This window comes from Rhodanobacter ginsengisoli (genome assembly GCF_042657065.1).
GTDB classification, from domain to species: Bacteria; Pseudomonadota; Gammaproteobacteria; order Xanthomonadales; family Rhodanobacteraceae; genus Rhodanobacter; species Rhodanobacter ginsengisoli.
In genome coordinates this window covers 99,048-123,738 of record NZ_JBHSNF010000006.1, presented here as the reverse complement: position 1 = coordinate 123,738, position 24,691 = coordinate 99,048, and the positions used below count along the sequence as shown (strand labels likewise).

The following is a 24,691-nucleotide window of genomic DNA, read 5'->3' as shown; positions in this document are numbered from 1 at the left end:
CGTGCAAAGCTACATCGATTTCTACAACAACAAGCGCTTACACTCCGCCTTGGGTTATCGTTCTCCCGTCGAGTTCGAAGCCAGTGCGGCTAACCAACCGGTGTCCACTTTTGCGTAGGAACTCTCCACTTGGCTTGCTCGTCACTCCAACAAAACTGTTTTCTGCCTTGTGCAGTTCAAAGACGTGGCGCTGTCTGCGTTGCCCCGCATGTACCTGGCCACTCCGCAAGAGATCGGGGCTTGGCTAAAATTAGCTGCCGCGGGTCGCGGCGACACAATTCTCTACGAGCATCATGCTTGGGCCAATCGGGCTCATGCTTCAGGTACCACTGACAGCATTCCCGACCACTGGACATTCACAGAGCAGCGCGTCAATGATCTGGCCGCAACGGTCTAACATTTCGTTCAAGGCGGACGCCTCCGGCGCCGCTTAACTCCAGCGTTAGAGCGCATGATGATAAAGCAGACCGCAGCAGCAAACTTAGCCTTGGTTCTGGTCGTGGTCGGTTGGCTTCTCGCCTACTACGGCGTCGTATCGCAACTTGGCGACCCTTCGCAATCCATTCCGCACACGCAACTTGAAGCTGCTCGCCACCTTTCACTTGCAGCAGTGTGCTTCGGCGTCGTCTGTATCTCCGCCGCGTTATGGCTTGCGGGCTTCAGTTTTCCGGCAGCGAGAGTTCGTGCAACTGTATGCTCGGCGCTGGGCCTTCTACCCGCAATCGCTGTCATCTTGAGCATGCTGTGAGTGGCAGTGCGCTCTAACAACTCGTTCGAGGCGGACGGCTACGCCGCCGCTCAACTCAAGCGTTAGGCGCTCAAGAGCATGAAGTCTTCGTTGCTACCACTAGCCATCGGGCTACTCAGTACCTTCGCACTTTTGATAGCTGGCTTCTTCTTCGGTGTCCAGCCTGGCCAGGGCTGGCTCAGTCACCTCGCTTTCGGTTTCGGCGACTATGCTTTTCCGTATGCACGCCACGCGGGCCTCATCGGCATCGGCGAGTCGCAGCATCACTGGTTCGTATTGTGCTTTTCAGGCATCTTATGGATGTGTGTGTTTACGGGTATCGCTTATCTCTGCCGCAAGCGCGCCTAACATTTCGTTCAAGGCGGACGCCTCCGGCGCCGCTTAACTCCAGCGTTAGCCCTCATGAACAAAACATTCCTGATCATCTATGCTCTGACCTACGCGTCGTTCGCGGTGCGCTATCGCTGGTTCAAGCCATCCATCCCAACCATGGCGGATGCTGCTCTGCTTTCAGCAATGCTCGCCGTTCCGGGTTTGTATGTACTCTGCAAGTCAATTTCTGCCTTTTTTGATGGCAAGGTCTTCGTCATCGGCAGATTCAGCGATTCAGTTGTAGATATTCAGTCCAATCCGTATTGGGGCACAATCGGATGTGTCATGACACTGGCCATCGCTGCGGCTTTCCTAGGTGCTGGTGCGTACATCATCTATAGGTATTTCACGCATGGCCCAGGTCGCACGGTACGGGGCTAACAACTCGTCCAAGCGGACGCGCGAAAAGCCGCGCGCCGCTTAACTCAAGCGTTAGGCCTCACATGAAGCTTCAGATTCCCCCGATGACCCCGTGGAAAGATGTTCTGGTCCATTTGGCGATCTGGGCGGTCTTGTTGTCAGTTCCGTCAATCATTTATTCGTTCTTTCCAAAACCCGACTTCAATGCCGCATTGCGGAGCAAGTACCCTCATCAAATTACGCTGGTCATGGGCGGCAGGGATTCATTCAGCGGCAACACAACGTATGCGCGCCGATCCTATTTGCTTGTTCCGTCTGCGCTTCAAGTGCCAGAGGTCGTGCAAGTTACACAGGTAAATTCCGAGCCTCCAAAGGTAGTTGTGCAAGGTAATTTGTTCCTAGTATCGCTAGCTTTTTTCATCGGTTTCAGCTTCTACTATTTTCGTAAACGGTGGCGGACTCGGCAGAGTGATGCCTAACCAATCATCCAAGCGGACGGCTCCGCCGCCGCTTAACTCCAGCGTTAGCCCTTATGAAACGTCTCGTTTTCTATCTCTTAGGTTTTGGGCTTCTTTGCTTGCTATCGGCGATCAACGGCATCGCCTCTTTTGGCGTGGGCACGGCGGGCACTTCCATCGGCCATCACTCTTCATGGCTCTTGCGTACTGTTGCCTTCGCGAATGGCGTTGTCTTTTTGTGGCTCGCCTACGGGGTTCATCGTCGCCTTAACGCTGCTTGGCGCGTCGGAATGTTCGCACTCGCTGCCGGCTGGGCCTGGCTTTTCGTTATGGTGTGCCTCTTTATCGCGCAAGACGCACAAGCGTATCCCGCATATGGGCGGGTGGGCTCGGTTGCGCTCATCATGGTCGCTTCATCGTTCGTATTTTTATATTGGGGGCGACGCTGGTATGCGTCTCGCAGCTATTTCACCGAACCGTCTATCGGCTAACATCTCGTTCAAGGCGGACGGCTACGCCGCCGCTTAACTCCAGCGTTAGGCTTCTCCAGGAAGGACTAATGAAGATTTGGCAAGTTCTAGCGCGAGGCGAGGGATTCCATCGCAATGGTTCTGCTATGTGTTTTGAGCTGAGCGGCTTCGTCTCTGCCGCAGATCCCAATGCTGCTTTCGCAAAGGCAGTTCATATCGCCACGCAAGACTATGTCGAGATCGGTCAAGCAGAGCAGCCGGGGTTTCCGCGTGCAGTCATCAACGTCGAAGAAGTCCAGGAATGCTCTGGCATGCCTGTCCACCAGCTAGATAAGATCGAAATCCTTTGGTTTGGCGAGCAAGAAGCCTAACCAGTCGTCCAAGCGGACGCGCGTACCGCGCGCCGCTTAACTCCAGCGTTAGGCTCCAAATTGAAACTAAAGGTAGCGATTGCAGAGTTGGGAGATATTCCGCGGCCACTTGGCGTGGCTGCGGCAGCTTCGATCGTTCTCAGTGTGGTTTTGCTACTCACTGCGATCATTCCAGGCGCCGACTTCAACTTCGCAGGTACGCTCATGTCTCACGAGGCCATGTGGTCGTCAGGTGAGGCAGCTGCCATCTTGGTGTCAGTTCCGCTCATGTTGGCGGTAGGCATAGGCATCGTGTTCCGCCACGGTTGGGTGCGCCCTTTGCTCATTGTCTTACCCGTGCTGCAGTACTTGCCATTCCAAGTGGTGCACTGGTTGTTTGGCGCGCCAAACCCGACCCCATCGCTTCTGCAATATGCGCTAGGCTGCGGCAGCTGGGCCGCGATTGCCTTTGTCTATTTGTCTGTTAGCGTCCGCGCAAAGGGGTACTTCCAAAGTGTGCGCGCCTAACAGTTCGTTCGAGGCGGACGGCTCCGCCGCCGCTCAACTCAAGCGTTAGATGGCAATGGATCGCACATGATCGTCGTAGCAGGGCTGAGCAAGCGCGAAGTACGTCGTATGCTGCTTTTGGGTATCTCGTGGTTCGTGACAACTCTGTTCTGCGCTCAAAGCTTCAGCCCTATCTGGTACGTTCTATTTGCCTTCGTTGCGCTTCTACCATATTCGTACTTCTATGTGCTGGCCTACACCAACGTCCAAGCCAAGATCGGGCAGCCTCCAGGTTGGCGTTTCTACCTTGGCGCAGTAGCTGTGCAGTTGCTTGTCATCGGCCTCATGTGGGCCGGCGCAAGCATCTAACTGTTCGTCCAAGCGGACGCCGTACCGGCGCCGCTTAACTCAAGCGTTAGGCACCTATGGAAGATTTGCAAAACATTCGTGCAAATGACGGTTCAAGGCAGTTCGCTTCACTACCTGCCACAAGAGATTGGTACACGTTTGGACGTCCAGAAGGTTAGTCAGGTTCTCTCCGGGTGGGTCTGACCCGTTGCTACCGCTTCGCGCTGACGTGGAACTGATTCATGCCATGGCGGTGACCGTGATGGCGTGTTTGCCAGCTGGGCGCTGCACCATCGGATGCTTCAGCCACGCGTCGGCGTCGTAGGTGTCGTCGTGCACCAGCATCACCCACAGCTGCCGGGCATGCTTGTTGGCGATGGCCACGGTCACCTTGCCGAAGGGCATGCGCCCGTCCAGTGTGCGTATCCACAGCTGTTCGGGCGTAACCTTCTCGGTGCCGATGGCCAGCGACTCGACCTTGTAGCCTTCGCGCACCCGATGCCAGGCCAGCCGCGCGTGCTGGTCGACATCCTTGCAGGCAGTTGAATGCAACCGGCCTCCTCCGCCCCTCCCCTTGGGCGCTACCCGCAAGGCAAAGAGCCTTGCGGGCGACCCAAAAGGCTTCACGCGCAAGGCTTTTTGCTTGGCGCGCAAAGGTTATGAGCCTTGCGCGCGAGGCTTTTTGGCTTGCGCTCGACCCGGAAAGCCTTGCGCGTCAGGTCCTGAAGCGTTGCGGTTGGGCCTTTTGGCCTTGCGCGCCAAGTTCCGAGCCTCGCGCGCGACCCTTTCTACCTTGCGGGTGACCCTGAATGCCTTGCGCGCAAGGCTCCGCAGCAATGCGGCCGGGATTTTTTGCTTTGCGCGCGAGGCTATTTGCGTTGCGGGCGGGGTTCCGCCGTCGACGCCCGGCCTTCGGATGGCGCAGACGGGTGCGAAGGCAACGTCACTCCTGCCTGGGAAGTAGCGAGCGAGTCGGTGGCCGCTTCCGGCCGAGGGCCAGAACAAGAGTCGGGGTGCGCCCCCTGGGGCGCCTCCAGCTTCTTCGGATGTTGGGGCGTTGCCGAAGGCGCGTGTAGAGTGCCGCTTTCGGCCGCACGGCCATCGTCCATGGAGTAATGAATGCCGAACGATAGAACCGGGTATACGGGTACGTGTCACTGCGGTGCCGTGAAGTTCGTGGTGAATGGGCCGATCACTCGTGCCACGCAATGCACCTGCTCGGTTTGCAGTCGCATGGGGGCCTTGTGGCATGGCACGGATGAAAGTGGTCTCACCGTGCTTTCGGGAGAGGACCAACTTAGGCTTTACCAGTTCGGCAGCATGACCGCGAAGCACTACTTCTGCCGCAACTGCGGGATACATCCGTTCAGCCGGCCTAGGCTCAACCCAAAGCTGTGGGTGGTGAATTTGCGCTGCGTCCCCGACATCGATGCTGCGTCGTTGCCTGTCTCGGTCTTCGACGGTGCCCACTGGGAGGAGGCAGCACAAGCCCTTCTGTCGCGAGCAAGGCCAGGCAACGGATGAGCGCACGGCGAAAGTTGAATCTCGTCCCGATCCCGGCTTTCGTCCACGGGCCGCCACTTTTTGCCCGCACCCATCTCGCGAAGGATCCGCGCGGGGCGTCGACTACTTCGTCGACTCGAAACCCGGCAAGGCAAGGGAACGCTGCGTTACCGGTGGGAGCTTGCCAGGACCGGTCGCCATGACGCCGCAGAGGGCGGATACTTCGGGGCATTCCTGCACCCTGCTCCTGCGACGGGGAACTGAAATGAACGAGCAACCGAGTCCGGACAAGATTCTGCAGACTGGCCTGGCGTTCTGGGCTTCGAAGACACTCCTGAGTGCGATCGAGATGGGGCTGTTCACCGAGCTGTCGCGCGGCTCCGAGTCCCTGGATGCCATCAGCGGGCGCCTTGGCCTGCACCCTCGCGCAGCGCGCGACTTTCTCGATGCCCTGGTGGCACTCGGCTTCCTCCATCGAAGCGACGACGGCTATGGCAACACGCCGGAGACCGACCTGTTCCTCGATCGAAAGAAGCTTTCGTATATCGGCGGCATATTGGAGATGGCGAACGAGCGCCTCTATCCGTTCTGGGGGCATCTGACGGAGGCGCTTCGCACGGGAGCGCCACAGAACGAAATCAGGAACAGGAACAATGGCCCGCTGTTCGAGACGCTCTACGCCGATCCCGCGCGCCTGAAGGGGTTTCTCGCTGCCATGACCGGTGTCAGCCACGGCGCCAACATGGCCATCGCCCGGGCCTTCCCGTGGAAGAACTACCGCACGTTCGTCGACGTGGGTACCGCGCAGGGCGATCTCGCGGCGCAGATCGCGCTGGCCAATCCACACCTCCAGGGCACGGGATTCGACTTGCCGGAAGTGGCGCCGATGTTCGAGGAGTACGTCGCGGCCGCGGGCGTCGCGGACCGCCTCACGTTCCTGCCCGGGGACTTCTTCAAGCAGGACATCCCCAGGGCCGACGTCGTGCTGATGGGCACATCCTGCACGACTGGGATCTGCCCACGAAGAAGATGCTCATCGCAAAGGCGTTCGACGCCATTCCGGCGGGGGGCGCGCTCGTCGTCTACGAGGCCATCATCGATGACGATCGCTCGAAGAACGCCTTTGGGCTGCTGATGAGCCTGAACATGCTCATCGAAACCACGGGCGGCTTCGACTATACCGGTGCGGATTGCGTCGCCTGGATGAAGGAGGCGGGATTCTCCACCACGCGGGTCGAGTCCCTTGTCGGGCCGGACTCGATGGTCATTGGCATCAAGTAGGCCTTCGCGACAAGGGGACGGAGGCAGTCCATCGCGAATGGCGTCCGCCCTCCCCTTTTGCGGCGCGGGCCGGTTCGATTCGGGTGTTCGGCAAGGGAGAACTTCGCATGCGTACGCTCACCACGGAAGAAGCCCGGTCGTATTACGACAGGTTCGGCGCGAAGCAGGACAGCCAGGCCTTTTATGAGGATCGGGCGCTCGAGGCGCTGACGGAACACGCAGCCTTTGCGGAGGCCCGGAGCGTCTTCGAGTTCGGCTGCGGAACCGGTCGATTCGCGCTGGGCCTTCTTCAACACCGCCTCCCGGATACCGCGAGCTACTTCGGCACGGACGTCAGCTCCACCATGGTTCGGCTCGCTACCCGGCGGCTCGCGCCCTTTGCCCCTCGTGCGACCGTTGCGCTGGTCGACGGCAGTCCCGTGCTTGCGCTGAAGGATGCGTCGGTCGACCGATTCGTCTCGACCTACGTGTTCGATCTGCTGCCCGCCCCGGCGCAGCGCCAGTTGGTCGCGGAAGCCTTGCGCGTGCTGCAACCGGGTGGCTTGCTCTGTCTGTGCGGCATCACGCCGGGCGTCACCGCATCGTCCCGGTTCGTCATGGGCGTCTGGCGGTGGTTGTTCACGCGAAATCCGGACTGGGTCGGTGGCTGTCGCCCGACGTCCGCAGAGGACTACTTGCCCGCGGAAGCCTGGCGCATCCACTATCGCACCGTGGTCACCGCCTGGGGTGTGGCCTCCGAGGTGGTCATCGCCACGCCGATGTCGCCATCGTCCTCGCCTGACGGCGGGAACGGCGGGGCCGGGTTCAGTCAATCTCGACGGGCCAGTTCGACCTGACCCGACTTTCCGTAGCAACCATCGAGACCGCTCTTCCGGGCCTCACGAGGAACCCACGCCGATGACCCTGACAACCATCATCCTTCTGGTGCTGGCGCTTTACATGGTGCAGATCTTCCTGCAGGAGACCTCGCGCTTCGGCTTCGATCTGTGGGGCATCGTGGGCAACCGCGACACTCCGCCGGAAAAGTCGGTGATCGCGGGCCGGCTGGAACGCGCCAAGAACAACCTGCTGGAGGCTTTGCCGATATTCCTCGCACTGGCACTGCTGGCGCTGGTCAAGGGTGGCGACACAGGCAAGGTGACCCATGCGGCAGCGCTCTTCCTCGTCGCGCGTGTCGTCTACGTGCCGGCCTATGTGAGTGGCGTCCCCGTCGTGCGATCGCTGGTGTGGCTAGTCGGCGTTGCCAGTCTCGTCATGATGGCGCTGCCCCTGATCTAGAGCCGTGCTCGCCCGACCTGCCGAAACAAGCCTGAGCGCTTCATGCGTTCCGCGGACAAGGGTCGAGACAAGTGGACGGAGGCCGTTGAATGCGAGTGACTTCCTCCATCCCCCGGCCGGGCGCGTCACTCATCCGACTCGCTTGTGACGGTCGCCACGGGAGTCCTCTTGACGGGGGCTGAGCCTGCCTTGCCCAGGGACTCGTTGGTCTGGTCCGGGTTCCACACGAACGTCGCCACGCTCTGCGCGGGCAGCGTGTAGTCGAAGCGGGTTTCGTTCTGCGAAACGGAGAGCAGGCGCGCGTCGGTGTTGCTGTTCACCACCACCAGGACGACCGATCCGCCGACGGCGTTCTGGAAGGCCACGTTCTCGATGCCCTTGTCCGTGGCGGTGGATCGCACCCGCACGGCGCCGGGCAGGACGAATCGACTGAAGTGCGCGAACGCGTAGTATTCGGCATTGCGGCTCACCGCGCCCGTGCGCGAGTCGATCGTCACCAGTCCCTTGCAGTTGCCGCAGCCGCCCAGGTGCGGACCATAGTTCTCGTCCAGCGCCAGGTTCCAGTACACCACGCCGCGCGCCCAGTTGCGGACGCCCTCGAGCAGCAGGTTTCGCGCGAACCAGAGCAGCTCGTCGTTTTTCTTGTATTCCCAGTCACCACCGGAACATTCGGTGATGTAGCTGTCCTTGTGGGGAAACTGGTGGTGCACCGGACCCTGCGCATAGGCACTGCCGCGGTAGCAGTGCCACGCCACGCCATCGACATAGCGAGAGGCCGCGGGATCGGCCAACACGCTCAGCGGCTGCTCGGGTTCGTCCCAGTTGTGATCCCAGGTGAGGAGGAGTGTCTTTGGCTTGCGGCTCGCCAGCGCCGGACCGAGATACTGCGTGATGATGCGCGTCCGCGTGGCCGCCGCGAGTTCCATGCCCGGGTAGGTCACCGGCACGAAGCCCGGTTCGTTCTGCAGGGTCAGCGCGAAGATGGGGATGCCGTATCGGCGGAAGGTGTCGACGTACCGGACGAGGTAGTCCGCATACGTGCTTTCGAACTGGGGCAGCAACTCGCCGCCGATCAGGTTTGCGCTGGTCTTCATCCACGCCGGCGCGCTCCACGATGACGCGATGACGTGCAGCCGGGGATTGAACGCCATCGCCTCGCGCACGGTCGGTATGACGTCGCGCAGGTTCGAGGCGACATTGAAATACTGCAATGCCGGATCGACCCCGCCGGCCGGAAGGTCGTCCAGGGTGTATTGCTGCAGCGAAAAATCCGAGGCGCCGATGGTCAGGCGCGTCATGTTGAGGTTGAGGTTGGGTGGCGGACCAAACAGCTCCTGCAACAGCGCACTGCGCTGGCGCTCATCCATCTTGTTCGCGATCAGCCACGCCGACGAGTCGGTCAGCGCTGCGCCGAAACCGACGATGGATTGATAGGTCTTGCTGGTATCGATCACGACCTCGGCCGGCAGACCGTCCTGCGCGATCATGTCGATGTCGGGCTGCTGCGCCAGACGCAGTCGCTGGTCCCCCGTGCTCAACCACAGCTTGACCGTGGCTCGCGCCGGCAGTGGCGCCGGAACAAAGATCGGCCCGATGGCCGGCGGCCGGGGGCGCGACGCATACACGACGAGCACCGTGAACAGCGCCAGCAGGAGCAGGCACCAGGCCACGATCCAGCGAGAGACGCGATCGTGCTCAGCCATGACGCATGCAACCCCGTTCGAATTTGTCGCCACGCACCTGCAACCACCTCACCGTCATGGAGCATCCACGCTTGCGCAGGGCAAGTCGGCCCGCCCGGCCGCCGCCCTGACGATCTTCACATCGGCAAACGCGGCGGAAAACGGCGCCGACGCCAGCATGCCAAACGGCACGTCGACATGCGACAGGTCGCTGCCGCCCCGGATGAAGCACTGCAGCGGAATCGACACGGTGTGGCGGGTACCGCTTGCATAGCGGCCGAAGGTACGGGTCAGGTCGACGCTGCGAGTGCAGTGCTCGCCGCAGCCCATGTACACCTTTACCGCCCCCCTGGCCGGCGTGGCGATCACCACATCGAACTGCAGGGCGGCATGGGCGGCGACCAGCGGCATCAGGTTTCTGGATTGCGGGCTCCGCGCGAAGAACCGGCCGGTGCCGAGCCAGCTGACGGACTTGGCGTCCTGCTGCGTGTTGACCTGGACCGTGCGCAGGCGCAGCAGCGGATGGCTGGCCGGCCACTCGATGACCGCGTTGAGGTCCGTCCCCACTTCGTGCGCCGGGTGCTGCGGATTCCCGTCGGCCAGATAGAGCGCGAACGGCGGCACGGCCAGCGTGTGGAACACCGACAGCGCCGACGCCTCGGCGCAGGCGTCGACGGCCGGATAGGTGGGCAGCGTACTCATCACGTGGTGGTCGGGATAGCGCAGCCCGTAGCTCGGCGCGAACAGCCAGCGCCCGGCCTTGTCGCTGGCTGCGCCCGCATAGGGACACGGCACGGCGGGCCACGGCGCAGCCAGCGTGCCGCGGAAGTCGTAGCGGCCGGCGGCCGACCGGGCGGCAAACAGCACGTCGGCCACGCCTGCGCCCTCGGTGCCGGGCAGCCAGGCGGCCACGAACGCGTCGGACAGGTTGAGCAGGTCGTTGACGTACAGCGGACGGCCAGCGACGAACACCGTGACGACGGGCTTGTGCGCCCTGGCCACCGTCTGCAGCACGGCCAGATCCTCCGGATGACGATCACTGTGCCGCATCGTGGCCGAAGGCAGGATGTCGCCCATGGTCTCCGCGTACGGGGTCTCGCCGATCACCGCCACGATCGCGTCGAACGCCTTGAGATCGACGCCCTGCGCCGTTTCGCTGTAGCTGACGTTCGCCGCGCCGTCGGCGTCGCGCAGCCCGGCCAGGATGCTCTCGCCGTTCGGGAAATCGGCGTTGCCGTTGCCCGTGCCCTGCCAGGTCAACGACCAGCCGCCGGTCTGGTTGGACAGGCTGTCGGCGCTCTTGCCGACGACCAGGATCTTCGCGCCGCGCCGCAACGGCAGCGCGCGATGGTTGTTCTTCAGCAGCACCAGCGACTCGCGTACCGCCCGCCGCGCCAGCGCACGGCTCTGCAGTAGCCCGGCGTCACCCGCCCCGGCCCGCTGCGAAGGCCGGGTGCCGAACAGGCCCATGCGCAGCTTGGCCCGGACGATGCGACTGACCGCATCGTCGATGCGCGCCAGCGGGATCTCGCCGTCGTTGACCTGACGCGTGGTGTTGGCGATGAAGGCCTTCCAGTCGTCGGGCACCATCACCATGTCGATGCCGGCCTTGATCGCCTGCGGACAGCTGGCGTTGCTGCAGCCGGGCAACTGGCCGATCGCATTCCAGTCGGACACGATGAAGCCGTCGAAGCCCATCTTGTCCTTCAACGCCCCGGTCAGCAGCGCGCGGGCGCCGGACATCTTGCCGTAGTCGACGCCGGCGGCCACGTCGTCCCAGCTGCTGTAGGACGCCATCACGCTCTGCACGCCGGCCTCGAGCGCGCCGAAATAACCCGCGCCGTGCGTGTTGATCATGTCGAACCGGCTGACCCCGGCCTCGCCCTGGTCCTTGCCGTTTCGGGTCGCGCCGTCGCCGATGAAATGCTTGGCCGTGGCCATCACGTGGTGATCGCCGAAGTCGCCCTGCAGCCCGGTCACGTAGGCACGGGCGTAGGCGCGCACCAGCGGGCCCTCGGTGGAAAAGCTTTCGTAGGTGCGTCCCCAACGGGCATTCTGTGCCACCGCCAGGGTCGGCGCGAACGCCCACTCGACGCCGGTGGCGCGCACCGCGCGGGCGGTGGCGGCACCGATGGCCTCGATCAGCGCCGGGTCGTGCGCCGCGCCCAGGCCGATGTTGTGCGGGAACATCGTCGCGCCGAAGACATTGTTGTCGCCGTGCACGGCGTCGATGCCCCAGATGATCGGCACCTTGATCGCCGCATCGGTGGCCATCGACGCGTCGTAGTAGGCGTCGGACAGCGCCAGCCAGTCCTTGATCCCGGCGTGCTTGTTGCCGGCAGGCCAGGAGCCGCCGCCGTTGAGCACCGAGCCGATGTAGAACCGGGTCACCTCGGCCGGCGTGATCGACTTGATCTCGGCCTGGGTCATCTGGCCGATTTTCTGGGCCAGGGTCATGCTGGCCACGATCCTGCGCACGCGCGCTTCCAGCACGGGATCGGCGGGCAGCCGGCTCTTGATCGCCGGCCAGTCCCGGTAGTGGGTCGGCTCCGGAAGCTGCTGGACGAAGCCCGATGCCGGCGCGGAGGGGGACCGTTCGGCCGCGGCCGCATCGGCGGCCAACACGGCGCCCGCGCAGCCGACCGTCGCCAGCGCGGCACCCATCCAACCCAACCATCTTGTACGGACCATCAGCAGCCTCGATTCTCTACAGCATTCGCCTGACGCTCTACAGGCACGTGGTTTCCGGCGAGACGCTCGGACTGCGCTGACTTCCACTTCCCTGGCGCCCATGCTACTGCGGCGCGGCCCCGCCGGCAGGGGAAGAAGCGCGCACGGGGTCACATCAGGGGAAACCGGGCGCCGCGGTGCGGCGCCCGGGGAGGCTAGATCTTGTAGTTGAAGCCAAGCAGCACGGTGCGCCCCCAGGTGTCGTATTCCAGCGGCCGGGTCATCGGCACGTTGTTCGGGAGCGTGGCGACCTGCACCGTGGAATCCGGCGAATTGCCCAGGTTGTTGACCTGCAGCAGGATCGACAGCCCGTTCCAGCGGCCGCTGGAGAAGGCATAGCCCAACTGCAGGTCGGTCTGCCGGTTGGCCAGGATCCTGGTGTAGCCGAGCTGGTCGAACAGGGCCACGGCCTCGCCGGTGAACGACGAGCGATAGCGTTCGGCCACGCGCACCGAGAACCCGTACCGCTCATAGAACAAGGTCAGGTTCGCCACCTTTCGCGACAAACCGGGCAGCGTGCCGGGACTGCCCGGGATCGACGATATGGAACTGGTCGGGATGGAGCTGTTGGTCAGCGAGTAGTTCGCCTGCACGCCAAACCCTTCCAGCGCGTGCGCCAGCAAGCCACCCTCCAGCGCGCCGGACAATTCCAGCCCGTCCATCTTGCCGCCGGTGCCGTTTTTCGGCGTGGTGAAGGAGCCGATGTTGCTGGTGGGCACCAGCGTCGGCGTGTCGTTGGTGTAGTTCGAAAAATCGTAATCGAGAACGGTCTGGTTGTAGATGTAGTTCAGCAGGTTCTTGTGGAACGCCGCGACCGCCACGTAACTCGCCTCACCGAAGTACTTCTCCCACGACAGGTCGGCACCCACCGCGACGTAAGGCCGCAAGCGGGGGTTGCCGCCGCTGCCGGACCAGAGCACCTGCCCGGCGGCCGGGCCATTGGTGATCTTCGACACCCCGGCGGAGGTGGAAACCTTCTCGTCGTCGATGCGGCCGCGCGCCATGGTCTTGGCCAGGCCGAAGCGCAGGTATTGCCGGTCGCCGAGTTTGGCGACCAGGTTCAGGCTGGGCAGTACGTTGTTGTACGAGGCGCCGCCGGAGATCTTGCCGACCAGGGTGTTGCCGTTGGTCTGCAGGGCGTCGGAGGACTGGTCCGTGTGCACGAACTGCACGCCGACGTTGCCGCGCAGCGGGATACCCGCCACGGTCGTGTCGATGTTGAACCGGGCATAGGCCAGCGGCACCTTTTCCTCGACCGTGTAGTTGCGGCTCCAGTCGCCCTGCCCGTTCTGCTGGGTCAGGTAGAACTGGCTGTACATGGCGCCCAGCACGTCGTAGTTCAGGATCCCCGGGATGCCGCCATAGGCGAGCGATGTCGGGTTGTACAGCAGTGCCGGATTGATCGGCGTGCTGAAATGGTTCTGGTAGGTGTCCGAGGTGGAGCCGTTGCCGTTCAGCCAGGCGAAGTTGACGTCGGCGTGCTTGGTCTTGGTGCGGTCCGAGTAGTCCAGGCCGAGATCCATGCTGCTGAAAATCCAGCCCACCGGATGGCTCACCTGCAGGCGCAGGGCATGGATCTTGTCGACCTGGCGGTCGAACTCCTCGCGCCCGTTGTAACCGTAGTTGTCCGGATCGGTAAAGACCACGGTGGCGGGGTTGGCCAGGTCGACACCCGGCCTGAAATCGGGGTAACCGGCACCGGCGGGCGTGTTGAAGTCGACGCTGGTGAACGCGCCATTGGCCAGCCCGCTGAACAGGTAGGCATCGTGCAACTTCACCGTGGCGCTGGAGGACGACAGATCGGCCATGGCCGTCCAGTCGCCGAGATAGAGCTTGTTGTTCCAGCCGATCGAATACAGCTTGTCGTGTTCCTTCGTGTATTCGTTCTGCAGGATCGGCGCGATGCCGTTCACCGTGCCCGAAGTGACGATCGGCAGCGGCTGCCCGGGCGACACGCCCACGTTGTCGTACGAGACGTTGTCCCACGGCGTGCTGGACCATTGCGCGCCGTTGGTGAACTTCCGCTTGTCGAAAGTGGAGTAGTACAGGTCGAGCTTGGAGTAGTACGAGTCGTTGGGCGCCCATTCGAGCACGGTCATCAGGCCGTTGCGCTTCTGGTCCTGCGACTGCGCGCGCAACTGCATGCCTTCCTGCGAGATCACATTGTCCGGCATGCCCGGCGTGTGCGGCCCGCCCCAATTCTGGTCGATGCCGGCCGAACCGTTGTCCGCGCTCCACCACCAGGCCTGGTATTGCTTCTCCTGGATCGGCTGATCGACCTGGGCGATGCCGATGGCCAGGCCCAGCGTGTGGTTGAGGAACTGGTCGACATACGAGAAGCTCGCCCGGTGCCCGCTGTTTCCCGTGCCGGTCCCGGGATTGAGGTTGCCGTTGCTGTTGTGCTCGCCGCGCAGATTGAACACCAGGGCGCGCCCGGGCAGGTCCAGCGGATTGATCGTGTGCAGATCCACCGTGCCGGACAGCCCCTGACCCACCAGGCTGGCGTCCGGGGTCTTGTACACCGTCGCGCCATTGATCAGCTCGGCCGGATATTGATCGTATTGGACGCCCCGGTTCTCGCCGATCGTCGCCTGCTCGCGCCCGTCGAGCGTGGTGCCGGCGAAGTCCGGCGAAAGACCGCGGATCGAGATCGCGCTGGCCTGGCCGTCCACCCGCTGCGTCGCCAGTCCCGGCAGCCGCGCCAGGCTGTCGGCAATGCTGACGTCCGGCAGCTTGCCGATGTCCTCGGCGGAGATCGCCTCGACGATGTCGTCGGAGTTCTCCTTGACCTTGATCGCGCTCTGGATGCTGCCGGCGATACCGGTCACCACGACGGTGCCGAGTTCGGTCGCTGCCGGCCTGGACTTCCTGCCGGCCGCGGCCTTGGTCTTCGCACGCTGCTCGGGCAGCGTCGGCTCGGCAGTCGGGGTCTTCGCCTGAGTCTGCTCCGGCGCCTGCTGCGCCGACGCCGCATGGGTGGTCATGACGAAGAACAGCGCGGCGGCGCACGCCGCAGCCAACGGGTGCATGCGCTGAAAACGGGGCTGCTCGACAAACGCCCACGACAGACGACGACGATTCATTGGTTTTCCCCTGAGGATTCACTGGCCGCCCATTCCCGGCGGCCGGAGCGTATGTTGCTCCCCCGCTGGAACCGTGTCATCACGGTGACAGACGAAAGTTTTTGCGGCTCCGCCACCTGTTGCGTGCTTCCGCTTTTCGCAATGGCGCACGGCCGGGTTCCGCTCGGCCCACGGTGGGAAAGCACGCTGCAGCGGGGGACGCAGGCAACCCGTCCGCATGCTCTCCCCGGTCCCCCGGATGGCGGTTACCGCGGAGTGCGTTGCTCAATGCCCCCGACGACGCGAACCTCAGGGCCGCCCAACCGTGATGACGACAAAGCTGTCCGGCTCCACCGTCGGCCGTCCGTTCGCCTGACGGGTCTTGCCCAGGCGTGCCGCGGAGAGGTACAGGCGATGCAGCTTGGGATCCAGCGCCAGCGTGCGCGCGCTGACCTGGGTGGGGATGGTGGCGGTGACGCGGTAGTGATCGGGGTCGTCCTGCTTCACTGCGGTAATCGTGCCGCTCTCGCCGTTGGAGCTGTAGATCATCGACTCGGCCGGGTCGAACGCCACCGCGTCCGGGCCGTCGCCGATCGGCACGCTGGCGATCTGGCGGCCGTCGCTCGCGTCGGTGACGGCCATGATCCGGTTGTCGCAGACCGAGAACAGGCGGTGGTGACGGGTGTCGATGGCCAGCCCGCTGGGCGACTCGCACGGTGCCAGCGGCCACACGTGCAGCAGCTTGTTATGGGTGGTGTCGAGCTGCACCAGCTCGGACTTGTCCTCGATGTTCACGTAGACGTGGCCGGCGCCGTCGGTCACCGCGAACTCCGGCTTGCCGGGCAGCGCGATGGTGGCGATCACGGCGCGTTGGGCCGGGTCGATCACGCTGGCCGACGCGCTGTGGCCGTTGAAGGTGAGCACGTGGTGCGAGGCACGGTCGTACAGGATCGCGTCGGGATTCTGGCCGGTGCCGGTGATCGTGGCCACCGTCTTCAGCGTGGCCAGCTCGAACTCGGTCACCGAGGCGCCCCTGCCGTTGCTGGTGAAACCCCGGCCCAGGTCCGGCGCCAGCGCGATGCCATGCACGCCGGGCGTGTTGGCGATCGTGCCGATCTGCTTGTGGTGATCGATGTCGATCACCAGCACGCGGTCGCCGCGGCTGACGAACAGATGGCGACGCGCCGCATCGAAGCTGAGGTAATCCCAGCCGCCGGCGCCGCCCAGCGGCAGGGTCGACAGCAGCCGCGGCGTGGGTGCCGGTGCCGCGGCGTGAGTGGTGAACGGCAGCGCCAGCAGCAACATGGCCGGCGCAACGGAGCGAAGCAGCTTTTTCATGGCGGGCACCTTGAGTGATCGGCAGGAGGGAATGATCGCGCGACTCATGCCGGCGGCGCGCCGCGACGACGCAGCAGCGAGTACAGCACCGGCATCACCAGCAACACCAGCGGCAACTGCAGCAGCATGCCGGAAATGATCGCCACCGCCAGCGGCTGCTGCATCTGCGAGCCCTGGCCCAGCGCCAGCGCCAGCGGCAGCAGGGTCAGGATCGCCGCCAGCGTGGACATCAGGATCGGCCGGGTGCGGTGCTTGCCGGCCTCGTGCAGCGCGCCGTGCAGGGCCTGATCGGCCTCCGCGTCCTGCAGCTCGGAGAAGTAGAAGATCGCCACCTCGGTGACGATGCCCACGATCATCGTCATGCCCATCATCGAGGAGATGTTCAGCTCGATCCCGGTGAGCCACAGGCCGACGAACACGGCCGGCAGCGCCAGCAGCGGCATCGCCAGGATCGCCAGCGCCACGCGGAAACTCTCGTACAGGAACAGCAGCAGGGTGAACACCAGCGCGATCGCTGCCAGCATCACGATGGTCAGGCCACGAAATGCCTGCTGCTGCTGCTGATACAGCCCGCCGAGCTGGTAGAACATGCCCTTCGGCAGCATGCCTGGCCGGGCCAGCACCTGTTTCACGTCGGCAATCGCCGAACCCATGCTGCGCCCGCTGATGCGGCCGGTGACCGCGACCATCTGCTTGAGGTTGTCGCGGGTGATTTCCGGCTGGCCCTGCACTTCGCGCAGGGTCGCCACCTGCGACAACGGCAGCAGATGGCCGTCGCCGGCGCGGATCGGCAACGCAGCGACCTGCTCCAGCCGCTGGTGATCGCCGAGCGGCAGGCGCACGCGCACGCCGATCACCTTGCTCGCCTCGGGCAACTGCGCCACCACCGTGCCGTCGATCGCCGCCGCCACCTGGTCGGTGACGCCGACCGGATCGAGTCCCTGCAACGCCGCCCTGGCCGGGTCCACCTGCACGGTCAGCGCGTCGCCGGCCGGGTTGATGCCGTCGCGCACGCCGACCACGCCGTTGATCTTGCCGATCGCGGCGGCCACCTTGCGGGCGGTGGCGTCGAGCTGTTGCGGGTTGTCGCTGTACAGCTGGATCTCGATCGGCTGCGGCACCGCCACCAGGTCGCCGATCAGGTCCTCCATCAGCTGCGACAGCTCGATGTCCAGCCCCGGCACTTTCCGTTCGACCTGGGTGCGGATCTGCGTCATCACCTCCTCGGTCGAGGGACGCGAGCCGTTCTTCAGGCGTACGAAGAAATCGCCCTGGTTCGCCTCGGTCAGGCCGCCGCCCAGTTGCAGGCCGGTGCGGCGCGAATAGGTGTCGACGTAGGGATTGGCGCGGATGATCACCTCGACCTGGCGCAGCAGCCGGTCGGTCTCCTGCAGCGAGGTGCCCGGGGCCGACAGGTAATCGAGGATGAAGCCGCCCTCGTCCATGTTCGGCATGAAGCCGGTGCCGACCCGGCTGTAGGCGAAGCCGCCGACCAGCAGCAGCGGCAGCACCAGCAGCAGCACCAGCAGCGGACGCTTCAGCCAGCGCGCCAGCAGGCGCTGATAGCCGTCCATCATCCGCGTGGTGAAGCGCGACGGCGGATGCTCGACCAGGTGGCGCTTGTCCATGAAGCGCTCGGCCAGCAGCGGCACCGCGATCCAGGTCAGCAGGTACGAAATGATCAGTGCGCTGGCCATGGTCAGCGACAGCGCCTTGAAGAACGCGCCGGTGACCCCGGACAGGAACGCCAGCGGCAGGAAGATCACCACCGTGGCGGCGCTGGAACCGGTCAGCGGGCGAGTGAACTCCCACGCCGCGCCGGCGATCCGCTCGTGCACCTGGCCCTCGCCCTGGTTGAGCCGGCGCATGATGTGCTCGAGCATCACGATCACGTCGTCGATGATCAGCCCCACCGCCGCGGCCATGCCGCCCAGGGTCATCATGTTGAAGCTCATGCCGAGCACGCGCAGCAGCAGCACCGTGATCGCCAGCACCGCCGGCACCACGATCAGCGCGATCAGGATCACCCGCGTGTTACGCAGGAACACGAACAGCACCAGCCCGGCCAGCACGATGCCGATCAGGATCGCGTCGCGCACGCTGCTGGCCGCACCGGTGACCAGCTGGGTCTGGTCGTACCAGTTGGCGATGGTCACCCCGGCCGGCATCTGCGGCGCGTAGTCGGCCAGGCGCTGCTTGACCTCCGTGGCGATCTGCACGCTGTTGCCGGCCGGCTGCTGGTAGACCTGCACCAGCACCGCGTTCTGGCCGTCGGCGTTGACCTTGATCCATTGCGGCACGTGATCCAGGCTGACCCGTGCCACATCGCCCAGGCGCACCACGCCGCCCGGGCCCGCGCGCAGCACCACGTGGCTCAGCGCATCGATCGTCTTCGGCTGGTTGTCGGCCAGCAGCAGGAACAGCTTGTAGTGATCGGAGACCCGACCCATCGCCTGGATCGTGGCGGCATGGCCGACCGCGGCGGACACCTCGCCCAGGCTCAGGTTCAGCGCACGCAACTTGTCCGGATCGACATCGGCATGGAACTCGGCCACCTCGCCGCCCTGCACGTCGACATGCGCCACGCCGCTGATGCCGCTCAACAGCGGGCGCAGCTGGTACTCGGCCAGGTCGTGCAGCGCGCTGGGCGACTGCGTGTGCGAGCGCAGGCTGTAGGCCAGCACCGGGAACGTGGTCGGATCCATCCGCCGGGTCGACAGCTGGGTGCCGGCGGGCAGCTGCGGCAACGCCTGGCCCGCCGCGGCATTCACCTCCTGCAGCGCGGCAGCCATGTCCGCGCCCCAGTCGAAGGTCACCGCGATGTCGGCGCTGCCGCGACTGGTGGTGGAACGCACATCGCGCACGCCGCGCACGCGGCGCACCGCCTCCTCCACCGGCGTGGTCACCTCGATCGCCATCTGGTCGGCCGGCCGGTCGCCCGCGTCGAGGGTCACCTGCACGCGCGGGAACGCCACGTTCGGGAACAGCGCCACCGGCATCAGGAACGCGCTGGCGATGCCGCCGATCGCCAGCATCAGCGCCAGGAACAGCAGCGAGCGCCGATGCAGCTGCATCCACGCGGTGACACTCACTTGGCGGACTCCCGCACCGCATCGCCGTCGTTGAGCTCGTAGACGCCGAGCACGATCACCTTCGCCTTCGCGTCGAGCGGACCCTCGACGCCGACGGGATCGCCGTGCGGGCTGCGCAGTTTCACGTCGACCCGCCTGGCATGACCGTGCTCGAGCTGGAACAGATAGTCGCCATGCTCGTCATGCAGCACCGCACCGCGCGGCACCGCCCACGCGGTGAAATCCGCCGTGTGGATCTGCGCGTCCAGTGCCGCCCCGGCCACCAGGCGGGCGCCGGCGGCGGCGGCGGGCAGCTCGACCTGGGCGCCGAGCAGGTGGGTCTGCGGATCGACCGACTGGCCGACCATGCGCAGCGTGCCGACGAAGGTCTGCTTCGCGCCATACACCGGCTGCAGCTGCACCGACATGCCCGGATGCAGGCGCGCGCCGTCTTCCGGCTGCACGCCGAGCAGGGCAACCAGCGCATGGGCGGGGGTGAAGCTGAGCAGCGACGCGTTCGCGGCGACGCGCTCACCCAGCCCCACGTCGAGCGCGGTGATCACGCCGTCGGCCGGCGCGTCGACGGTTTCCGTGGCCGCGCCGCCACCGAGCGCCCGCTGCGCCGCGAGCGCCGATTCGGCATCGGCCAGCGCCTTGCGCGCGGACGCCAGCTGCGACTGCGTGGCCAGCCGCTGCGCTGCCAACTGTTCAGTACGCTTGAGTTCCCCCGCGGCCAGGGTCAGCGCGTTCTGCGCTTGCTGATACGCGCTGCGCGCGGTCGGCTCCGGCGTGATCGTCAGCAGCGGCTGGCCGCGCTTCACGGTCTGCCCCGCCGCCACCCGCAGCGCGGTGACCTGACCGCCATGCGCCAGGCTGATCGCCCGCGCATGCTGCGGGTCGCCGGCAGCGCTGCCCCACGCCTCGATGGTGTCGTGGAAGGTCTGCCGCACCGGCGCCGCGGTGCTCACCGCGACCTGGCCGGCCGCTGCCGGTGCCTCCGCCTCGTCGTCGTCCGGCGCCGCCTTGCCGCAACCGGACAACAGGCCGCACAGCAGCAACACGCACAGACCGGGGAGCAGGACGGAACGATTCATGGCGTGGACGCTTTGGCAGTGACGGGGTGGGTGGTGGCCAGGTCGGTGTTGCCGAGCAGGGCCTGCAGCGCGATCGACTGCCGCGCCTGCTCCTGCCGCACCGTCAGCAGATCCAGGTCGGCACTCAGCGCGTTGCCGCGGATCGCCAGATAGGTCGGCCAGTCCAGCGTGCCGGCCTGCCATGCGCGTTCGGCGGCCGCGCGGGCCTGGTCGAGCTGGCGCACGTGCGCGCCCAGGGTGGCGAGTTGACGGTCCAGCGTGGCGAGGTCGCCGGTGATGCGCTGCATGTCGCTGCGGGTCGCCAGCAGCCGGGCCGCGTAGCTGTCGTGCAGTTGCTGGCGGGTCGCCCGCTCGATCGCGATGTTGCCGCGGTTGCGATCGAACAGCGGCAGCGTGATGCCGATGCTGACGCCATGGGTATACACCGCGCTGGTGTCGCGGGCGGTGTTGAAGCCGATGTCCAATGCGGGGAACTGGGCCAGGATCGCGCCGCGCACGCGCTGCTCCTGCGACCGGTAGCCGGCCTGCAACGCCAGCAGGTCCGGTCGTCGCCGCGGCAGGTCGTCCAGCGCCGCCTGCACCTGTGCCGCACCCGGCTCGCTGCGATACGGCGCGCCGACCAGATCGAGCGGTGCCGCCGGCGCCAGGCCCAGCAGCAGATGCAGATCGCTGTCGGCCTGGTGCAGCGCGATCGCGGTGTCGGCCACGCGCTTGCGCACGTCCGCCTCGGCATTCAGGCCGGCGCTGGCGCCGTCGTAGGTGAGGTTGCCGGCCTTCAACGCGGCCTGGATGTAGCGGCTGACCGTGGCCAGCGCGCGTTGCTCGCCTTCCAGCCGCGCCTGCTGCGCGCGCAGGCTGTGCACCTGGTCGAACAGCAGACGCGCCTGGGCCACGGTCTGCCATTCAGCCCACAGCAGGTCGAGGTTGACCTGGTCGGCCTGGCTGCGCGCCGCCGCCTTGCGCGAGGAACGCGTCAGCAACGCCGTGATGTCTTCGCTGAGGCCGAGGCTGTACGCGGTGGTCAGGCCGGCGCCGGACTGGCGCGGAAAATCCGCCGACACGCCCACTTGCGGATCGGGCAGCAGGCCGGCGGCGAACGCCTGCGCCCGGGCCACGCCGAGTTCATCGCGCTTGAGCCGCAGCTCCGGACTGTTCGCCACCGCCAGCATCGCCGTCTCGGTCACGTCCAGCCCGTCGGACGGATCGAAGCGATGCCCCGCCAGCGCCGGCAGCGGCATGTCCGCCGTCGGCGCACTGAGCTGCGCCACGCTGGCCGCGCCGTCGGCGTGGCCCAGCGGCAAGGGGGCATAACTGGCGCAGCCGGACTGGACCAGCGTGGCGACGATCGCCCATGCCAGCGGCAGCAACGCGCGGCAGACGTCCGGGCGCCGTCGACGGGATGCCGGCACGGGGACGTGTCGATGGGAAATGGTGGGAGGCATGACCCATTCTGGTCGACCGGCGCTTAGTTCTCTCTTAAGCATGCCCGCTCGATCCTGCCCGTTCGAGCGTGCACGGCATGCATCCAGCGGTTGGCGCCGCGATCAGCGGCGCGGATCCAGCACGTGCAGTGTCAGCGTGGCGAAGGCGCCATTGCCGGCGAGCGCGGTGACCCGGAAGTCCCCGGCCCGGCCCAGCGTGAGCAGCCACGGGCCAGCGCCTTCGCTGCTGCCCTGCAGGCGCCCGTCGAGCAGCCATTGCACGCTGCCCTGCGCGCCCAGTGCATGCAGGGTCACGCGCAGCGGGTGATCGCCGTGGGGCGCGCGGCGCAGGGTCACTCCATCGTTCAGGCCGGTGATCCGGATCGGGCTGGCCAGATCGAGCGAATCGGCCGCACAGGCGGGGGCCAGCGGCGGCAGTGCCGAGGCGCGAAGGTCGTCCACGCCCAGCCACGGCGTGAGCAGTGCCGGCCAGCGCGCCAGTTGCACGGTGTGTTCGTGGCTGGCGTGACAGGCGCCGCTGAGGCGCCGGCCGCGCTCGTCCACGCGCAGGGTGAGCAGGCCGGACGCCCACGCGCCGAGGTCGCGTTCGGCGAACGTGGGTGGCAGCGCGCCATCGAGCACCCACGCGGTGCGGTGCTGCCGGCACAGCGGTGCCGGGGTCGCCGCGCGCGCGCCACCGAGCGGCCAGCAGATCTCGACCGCCTGCACGCCGGCCGGCGGCGCGGCATGCGCACGACCGCCGCGCTGCGGCAGCATGTCGGCGATCTGGAACAGCAGCGGCAGCGCGGTCACCGCGCCGTACTGGCCCGGCGACGGGGTGCCGTCCGGACGGCCAATCCATACGCCGATCGTCCAGCGGTCGGTCACGCCGAGCGCCCAGGCGTCGCGATAGCCGTAACTGGTGCCGGTCTTCCACGCCACGTTGGCGTGCCGGTCGATCGCCCCTTCCAGCGGCGCTCCCTCGACATCGGCCGGGTTGCTGCCGAGGATGTCGCGGATGATCCACGCCGCCCCCGGCGACAGCAGCCGACGCGGCTGCGCGGCTTGCTCGACGGTGTAGCGCGGCGTGCCGGCGATGCCGCCGTTGGCGAACGCGGTGTACGCACCGACCAGGTTTTCCAGCCGGGTGGCGGCGCCGCCGAGGATGATCGACAGGTTCGGTTGCGCGCCGGCGGGCAGGCCCAGGTCGATGCCGCCGTTGGCCAGCCGCGCCACGAAACGGGTCGGGCCGACCCGGTCGAGCACGTCCACCGCGGGCACGTTGAGCGAACGCTGCAGCGCCTCGGCCACGCTGACCGGGCCGCTGAACGCCTCGTCGAAATTGCCGGGGCGGTAGCCGCCGAAATCCTGCGGCGCATCGACCAGCAGGCTTTGCGAGTCGATCAGGCCGTCATCCAGCGCCAGGCCGTACAGGAACGGCTTGAGCGTGGAGCCGGGCGAGCGCGGCGCCCGCACCATGTCGACATGACCCGCGCGCACCGGGTCGCCGAACTCGGCGGTGCCCACGTAGACGCGGGTTTCCAGCGTGGCGTTGTCCACCACCAGCAGCGCGGCGGAAGTGTGCGGCGGCAGCCGCGAAAGATAACTGGTGACCCGGTCCTCGGCGGCGCGCTGCAGGTTGGCGTCGATGGTGGTGACGATGCGACGGGCATGCGGCTGGAGTTCGTGCAGGCGCTCGGCCAGCAGCGCGGCGCTCAGCGGCGTGCGCAGCGAGCGCGCCACCACCGGCTCGATCGCGGCGGCCTGCACGTCGCTGGCGCGCCATACCCCGAGATCGCGCAGGCGCCCCAGCACCTTGTCGCGCGCGGCGCGCGCCGCGGCGGGATGGCGGTCCGGCCGCAAGCGGCTGGGCGCTTGCGGCAGCACCACCAGCAGCGCCGCCTCGGCGCGCGAGAGCTGGCTGGCCGGCTTGCCGAGGTAGGCCCACGAGGCCGCCTCGACACCCTCGATCGGCCCGCCGAACGGCGCGTGGTCGAGATACAGGTCGAGGATCTGCGCCTTGCTCAGGTGCGCCTCCAGCTGCAGCGCGCGCAAGATCTGCAGCAGCTTGCCGCCGAACGTGTGCGGACGAAACCCGCGCGAGCCGGGTTCGATGATGCGCGCCACCTGCATGGTCAGGGTGGAGCCGCCGGACACGATCTTCCCATGCACCAGCGCGCCGGCCAGCCCACGCGCCAGCGCATACGGATTGACCCCGGGGTGGCGGTAGAACCAGCGGTCCTCGTAGCTGAGCAGCGCCTCGAGATACAGCGGCGACACCCGCTTCGTCGTGATCGGGTAGCGCCACACGCCATCGCTGTCGGCAAACGCGCGCAGCGGCGTGCCGTCGCGTGCCAGCACCACCGTACTGCCGGTGTCGGGCGCGGGCAGGCGCATCGGGAAGAGGCGATCGAGCAGCGCGGCGATCAGCAACATCGCGGCCAGCCCCATCACGGCCGCGCGCAGCCAGCGCCATGCGCGGGAGCGGCGTGGCGGTGCAACGGTGGTGGCGGGATCGCTCATGCTCGGCTCACGACTTGGTGGATCGGCTTTTGTGGGAGCGGCTGCAGCCGCGATGCGCTTGCTGTTGCCGACCTCAGAGCAGAAGCATCGCGGCT

General features: G+C 66.1%; 20 protein-coding genes and 1 pseudogene. 12 read left to right on the top strand and 9 right to left on the bottom strand.

The annotated features are described in order from the left end of the window. The first annotated feature begins 1 nt into the window (after position 1). The 8 genes from ACFPPA_RS18970 (at position 2) to ACFPPA_RS18935 (ending at position 3,634) form a co-directional block, all read left to right on the top strand. Positions 2 to 118, top strand: coding sequence for an IS3 family transposase (locus ACFPPA_RS18970; RefSeq protein WP_377319471.1), 117 nt, complete (start codon positions 2 to 4; stop codon positions 116 to 118). Positions 119 to 451: 333 nt separating this feature from the next. Further along, positions 452 to 748 carry a hypothetical protein gene (locus ACFPPA_RS18965; protein WP_377322813.1) on the top strand — a complete coding sequence of 99 codons (297 nt, stop codon included), beginning with the start codon at positions 452 to 454 and terminating at the stop codon, positions 746 to 748. 78 nt (positions 749 to 826) lie between these two features. Next, on the top strand, positions 827 to 1,096 hold the full coding sequence (locus ACFPPA_RS18960) for a hypothetical protein (protein WP_377322811.1): 270 nt from the start codon (positions 827 to 829) through the stop codon (positions 1,094 to 1,096). A gap of 54 nt (positions 1,097 to 1,150) precedes the next feature. Next, positions 1,151 to 1,501 (top strand): hypothetical protein, encoded by a 351-nt coding sequence (locus ACFPPA_RS18955; RefSeq protein ID WP_377322809.1) that lies wholly within the window; start codon positions 1,151 to 1,153, stop codon positions 1,499 to 1,501. 511 nt (positions 1,502 to 2,012) lie between these two features. After that, positions 2,013 to 2,429: a hypothetical protein gene (locus ACFPPA_RS18950; protein WP_377322807.1), complete on the top strand. Its 417-nt coding sequence runs from the start codon at positions 2,013 to 2,015 to the stop codon at positions 2,427 to 2,429. A 68-nt stretch (positions 2,430 to 2,497) separates the two neighbouring features. Next, positions 2,498 to 2,779, top strand: a complete 282-nt coding sequence (locus ACFPPA_RS18945) for a hypothetical protein (RefSeq protein WP_377322805.1) — start codon at positions 2,498 to 2,500, stop codon at positions 2,777 to 2,779. A 60-nt stretch (positions 2,780 to 2,839) separates the two neighbouring features. Continuing rightward, on the top strand, positions 2,840 to 3,286 hold the full coding sequence (locus ACFPPA_RS18940) for a hypothetical protein (RefSeq protein WP_377322803.1): 447 nt from the start codon (positions 2,840 to 2,842) through the stop codon (positions 3,284 to 3,286). A 66-nt stretch (positions 3,287 to 3,352) separates the two neighbouring features. After that, on the top strand, positions 3,353 to 3,634 hold the full coding sequence (locus tag ACFPPA_RS18935) for a hypothetical protein (RefSeq protein WP_377322801.1): 282 nt from the start codon (positions 3,353 to 3,355) through the stop codon (positions 3,632 to 3,634). 219 nt (positions 3,635 to 3,853) lie between these two features. On the opposite strand, the gene ACFPPA_RS18930 is transcribed toward ACFPPA_RS18935, so the two are convergent. Then, entirely contained in the window at positions 3,854 to 4,165 is a 312-nt protein-coding gene (locus tag ACFPPA_RS18930; protein WP_377322799.1) for a hypothetical protein, read from the bottom strand. Between the two features lie 567 nt (positions 4,166 to 4,732). On the opposite strand from ACFPPA_RS18930, the gene ACFPPA_RS18925 reads away from it, so the two are divergent. From ACFPPA_RS18925 to ACFPPA_RS18910, 4 genes and pseudogenes are all read left to right on the top strand, one after another. Then, on the top strand, positions 4,733 to 5,137 hold the full coding sequence (locus ACFPPA_RS18925) for a GFA family protein (protein WP_377322797.1): 405 nt from the start codon (positions 4,733 to 4,735) through the stop codon (positions 5,135 to 5,137). Then, a pseudogene (locus tag ACFPPA_RS18920) lies at positions 5,043 to 6,397 on the top strand (methyltransferase). Before ACFPPA_RS18925 ends, ACFPPA_RS18920 begins: the two are co-directional and overlap by 95 nt. A 107-nt stretch (positions 6,398 to 6,504) precedes the next feature. Then, positions 6,505 to 7,233: a class I SAM-dependent methyltransferase gene (locus ACFPPA_RS18915; protein ID WP_377322795.1), complete on the top strand. Its 729-nt coding sequence runs from the start codon at positions 6,505 to 6,507 to the stop codon at positions 7,231 to 7,233. Positions 7,234 to 7,294: 61 nt separating this feature from the next. Beyond that, complete coding sequence (locus ACFPPA_RS18910; protein WP_377322793.1) at positions 7,295 to 7,675, top strand: MAPEG family protein; 381 nt, start codon at positions 7,295 to 7,297, stop codon at positions 7,673 to 7,675. Positions 7,676 to 7,800: 125 nt separating this feature from the next. Here ACFPPA_RS18910 and ACFPPA_RS18905 read toward each other — a convergent pair whose 3' ends face one another. The 8 genes from ACFPPA_RS18905 to pbpC form a co-directional block, all read right to left on the bottom strand. Beyond that, entirely contained in the window at positions 7,801 to 9,378 is a 1,578-nt protein-coding gene (locus ACFPPA_RS18905) for a glycoside hydrolase family 30 protein (protein ID WP_377322791.1), read from the bottom strand. Between the two features lie 54 nt (positions 9,379 to 9,432). Further along, a complete protein-coding gene (locus ACFPPA_RS18900) occupies positions 9,433 to 12,048 on the bottom strand; it encodes a glycoside hydrolase family 3 protein (RefSeq protein WP_377322789.1) in 2,616 nt (871 codons plus the stop codon). A 194-nt stretch (positions 12,049 to 12,242) separates the two neighbouring features. Beyond that, the gene (locus ACFPPA_RS18895; protein WP_377322787.1) at positions 12,243 to 15,170 is read right to left on the bottom strand and encodes a TonB-dependent receptor; all 2,928 of its coding nucleotides are present in this window, start codon (positions 15,168 to 15,170) and stop codon (positions 12,243 to 12,245) included. A gap of 288 nt (positions 15,171 to 15,458) precedes the next feature. Continuing rightward, positions 15,459 to 16,487 carry a YncE family protein gene (locus ACFPPA_RS18890; RefSeq protein ID WP_377322785.1) on the bottom strand — a complete coding sequence of 343 codons (1,029 nt, stop codon included), beginning with the start codon at positions 16,485 to 16,487 and terminating at the stop codon, positions 15,459 to 15,461. Positions 16,488 to 16,531: 44 nt separating this feature from the next. Continuing rightward, on the bottom strand, positions 16,532 to 19,579 hold the full coding sequence (locus ACFPPA_RS18885; RefSeq protein WP_377322783.1) for an efflux RND transporter permease subunit: 3,048 nt from the start codon (positions 19,577 to 19,579) through the stop codon (positions 16,532 to 16,534). Further along, a complete protein-coding gene (locus ACFPPA_RS18880; RefSeq protein WP_377322781.1) occupies positions 19,576 to 20,652 on the bottom strand; it encodes an efflux RND transporter periplasmic adaptor subunit in 1,077 nt (358 codons plus the stop codon). The genes ACFPPA_RS18885 and ACFPPA_RS18880 overlap by 4 nt, the downstream gene beginning before the upstream one ends. Beyond that, a complete protein-coding gene (locus ACFPPA_RS18875; protein WP_377322779.1) occupies positions 20,649 to 22,094 on the bottom strand; it encodes a TolC family protein in 1,446 nt (481 codons plus the stop codon). Before ACFPPA_RS18875 ends, ACFPPA_RS18880 begins: the two co-directional genes overlap by 4 nt. A gap of 102 nt (positions 22,095 to 22,196) precedes the next feature. Next, positions 22,197 to 24,596 (bottom strand): penicillin-binding protein 1C, encoded by a 2,400-nt coding sequence (gene pbpC, locus ACFPPA_RS18870; RefSeq protein ID WP_377322777.1) that lies wholly within the window; start codon positions 24,594 to 24,596, stop codon positions 22,197 to 22,199. Positions 24,597 to 24,691 lie beyond the last annotated feature (95 nt).

What these genes read in the sequence shown, in the direction of transcription:
- ACFPPA_RS18965 (WP_377322813.1), top strand. Translation starts at nt 452, where the DNA reads ATGATGATAAAGCAGACCGCAGCAGCAAACTTAGCCTTGGTTCTGGTC.
- ACFPPA_RS18960 (WP_377322811.1), top strand. Translation starts at nt 827, where the DNA reads ATGAAGTCTTCGTTGCTACCACTAGCCATCGGGCTACTCAGTACCTTC.
- ACFPPA_RS18955 (WP_377322809.1), top strand. Translation starts at nt 1,151, where the DNA reads ATGAACAAAACATTCCTGATCATCTATGCTCTGACCTACGCGTCGTTC.
- ACFPPA_RS18950 (WP_377322807.1), top strand. Translation starts at nt 2,013, where the DNA reads ATGAAACGTCTCGTTTTCTATCTCTTAGGTTTTGGGCTTCTTTGCTTG.
- ACFPPA_RS18945 (WP_377322805.1), top strand. Translation starts at nt 2,498, where the DNA reads ATGAAGATTTGGCAAGTTCTAGCGCGAGGCGAGGGATTCCATCGCAAT.
- ACFPPA_RS18935 (WP_377322801.1), top strand. Translation starts at nt 3,353, where the DNA reads ATGATCGTCGTAGCAGGGCTGAGCAAGCGCGAAGTACGTCGTATGCTG.
- ACFPPA_RS18925 (WP_377322797.1), top strand. Translation starts at nt 4,733, where the DNA reads ATGCCGAACGATAGAACCGGGTATACGGGTACGTGTCACTGCGGTGCC.
- ACFPPA_RS18915 (WP_377322795.1), top strand. Translation starts at nt 6,505, where the DNA reads ATGCGTACGCTCACCACGGAAGAAGCCCGGTCGTATTACGACAGGTTC.
- ACFPPA_RS18910 (WP_377322793.1), top strand. Translation starts at nt 7,295, where the DNA reads ATGACCCTGACAACCATCATCCTTCTGGTGCTGGCGCTTTACATGGTG.
- ACFPPA_RS18905 (WP_377322791.1), bottom strand. Translation starts at nt 9,378, where the DNA reads ATGGCTGAGCACGATCGCGTCTCTCGCTGGATCGTGGCCTGGTGCCTG.
- ACFPPA_RS18900 (WP_377322789.1), bottom strand. Translation starts at nt 12,048, where the DNA reads ATGGTCCGTACAAGATGGTTGGGTTGGATGGGTGCCGCGCTGGCGACG.
- ACFPPA_RS18895 (WP_377322787.1), bottom strand. Translation starts at nt 15,170, where the DNA reads ATGAATCGTCGTCGTCTGTCGTGGGCGTTTGTCGAGCAGCCCCGTTTT.
- ACFPPA_RS18890 (WP_377322785.1), bottom strand. Translation starts at nt 16,487, where the DNA reads ATGAAAAAGCTGCTTCGCTCCGTTGCGCCGGCCATGTTGCTGCTGGCG.
- ACFPPA_RS18880 (WP_377322781.1), bottom strand. Translation starts at nt 20,652, where the DNA reads ATGAATCGTTCCGTCCTGCTCCCCGGTCTGTGCGTGTTGCTGCTGTGC.
- ACFPPA_RS18875 (WP_377322779.1), bottom strand. Translation starts at nt 22,094, where the DNA reads ATGCCTCCCACCATTTCCCATCGACACGTCCCCGTGCCGGCATCCCGT.
- pbpC (WP_377322777.1), bottom strand. Translation starts at nt 24,596, where the DNA reads ATGAGCGATCCCGCCACCACCGTTGCACCGCCACGCCGCTCCCGCGCA.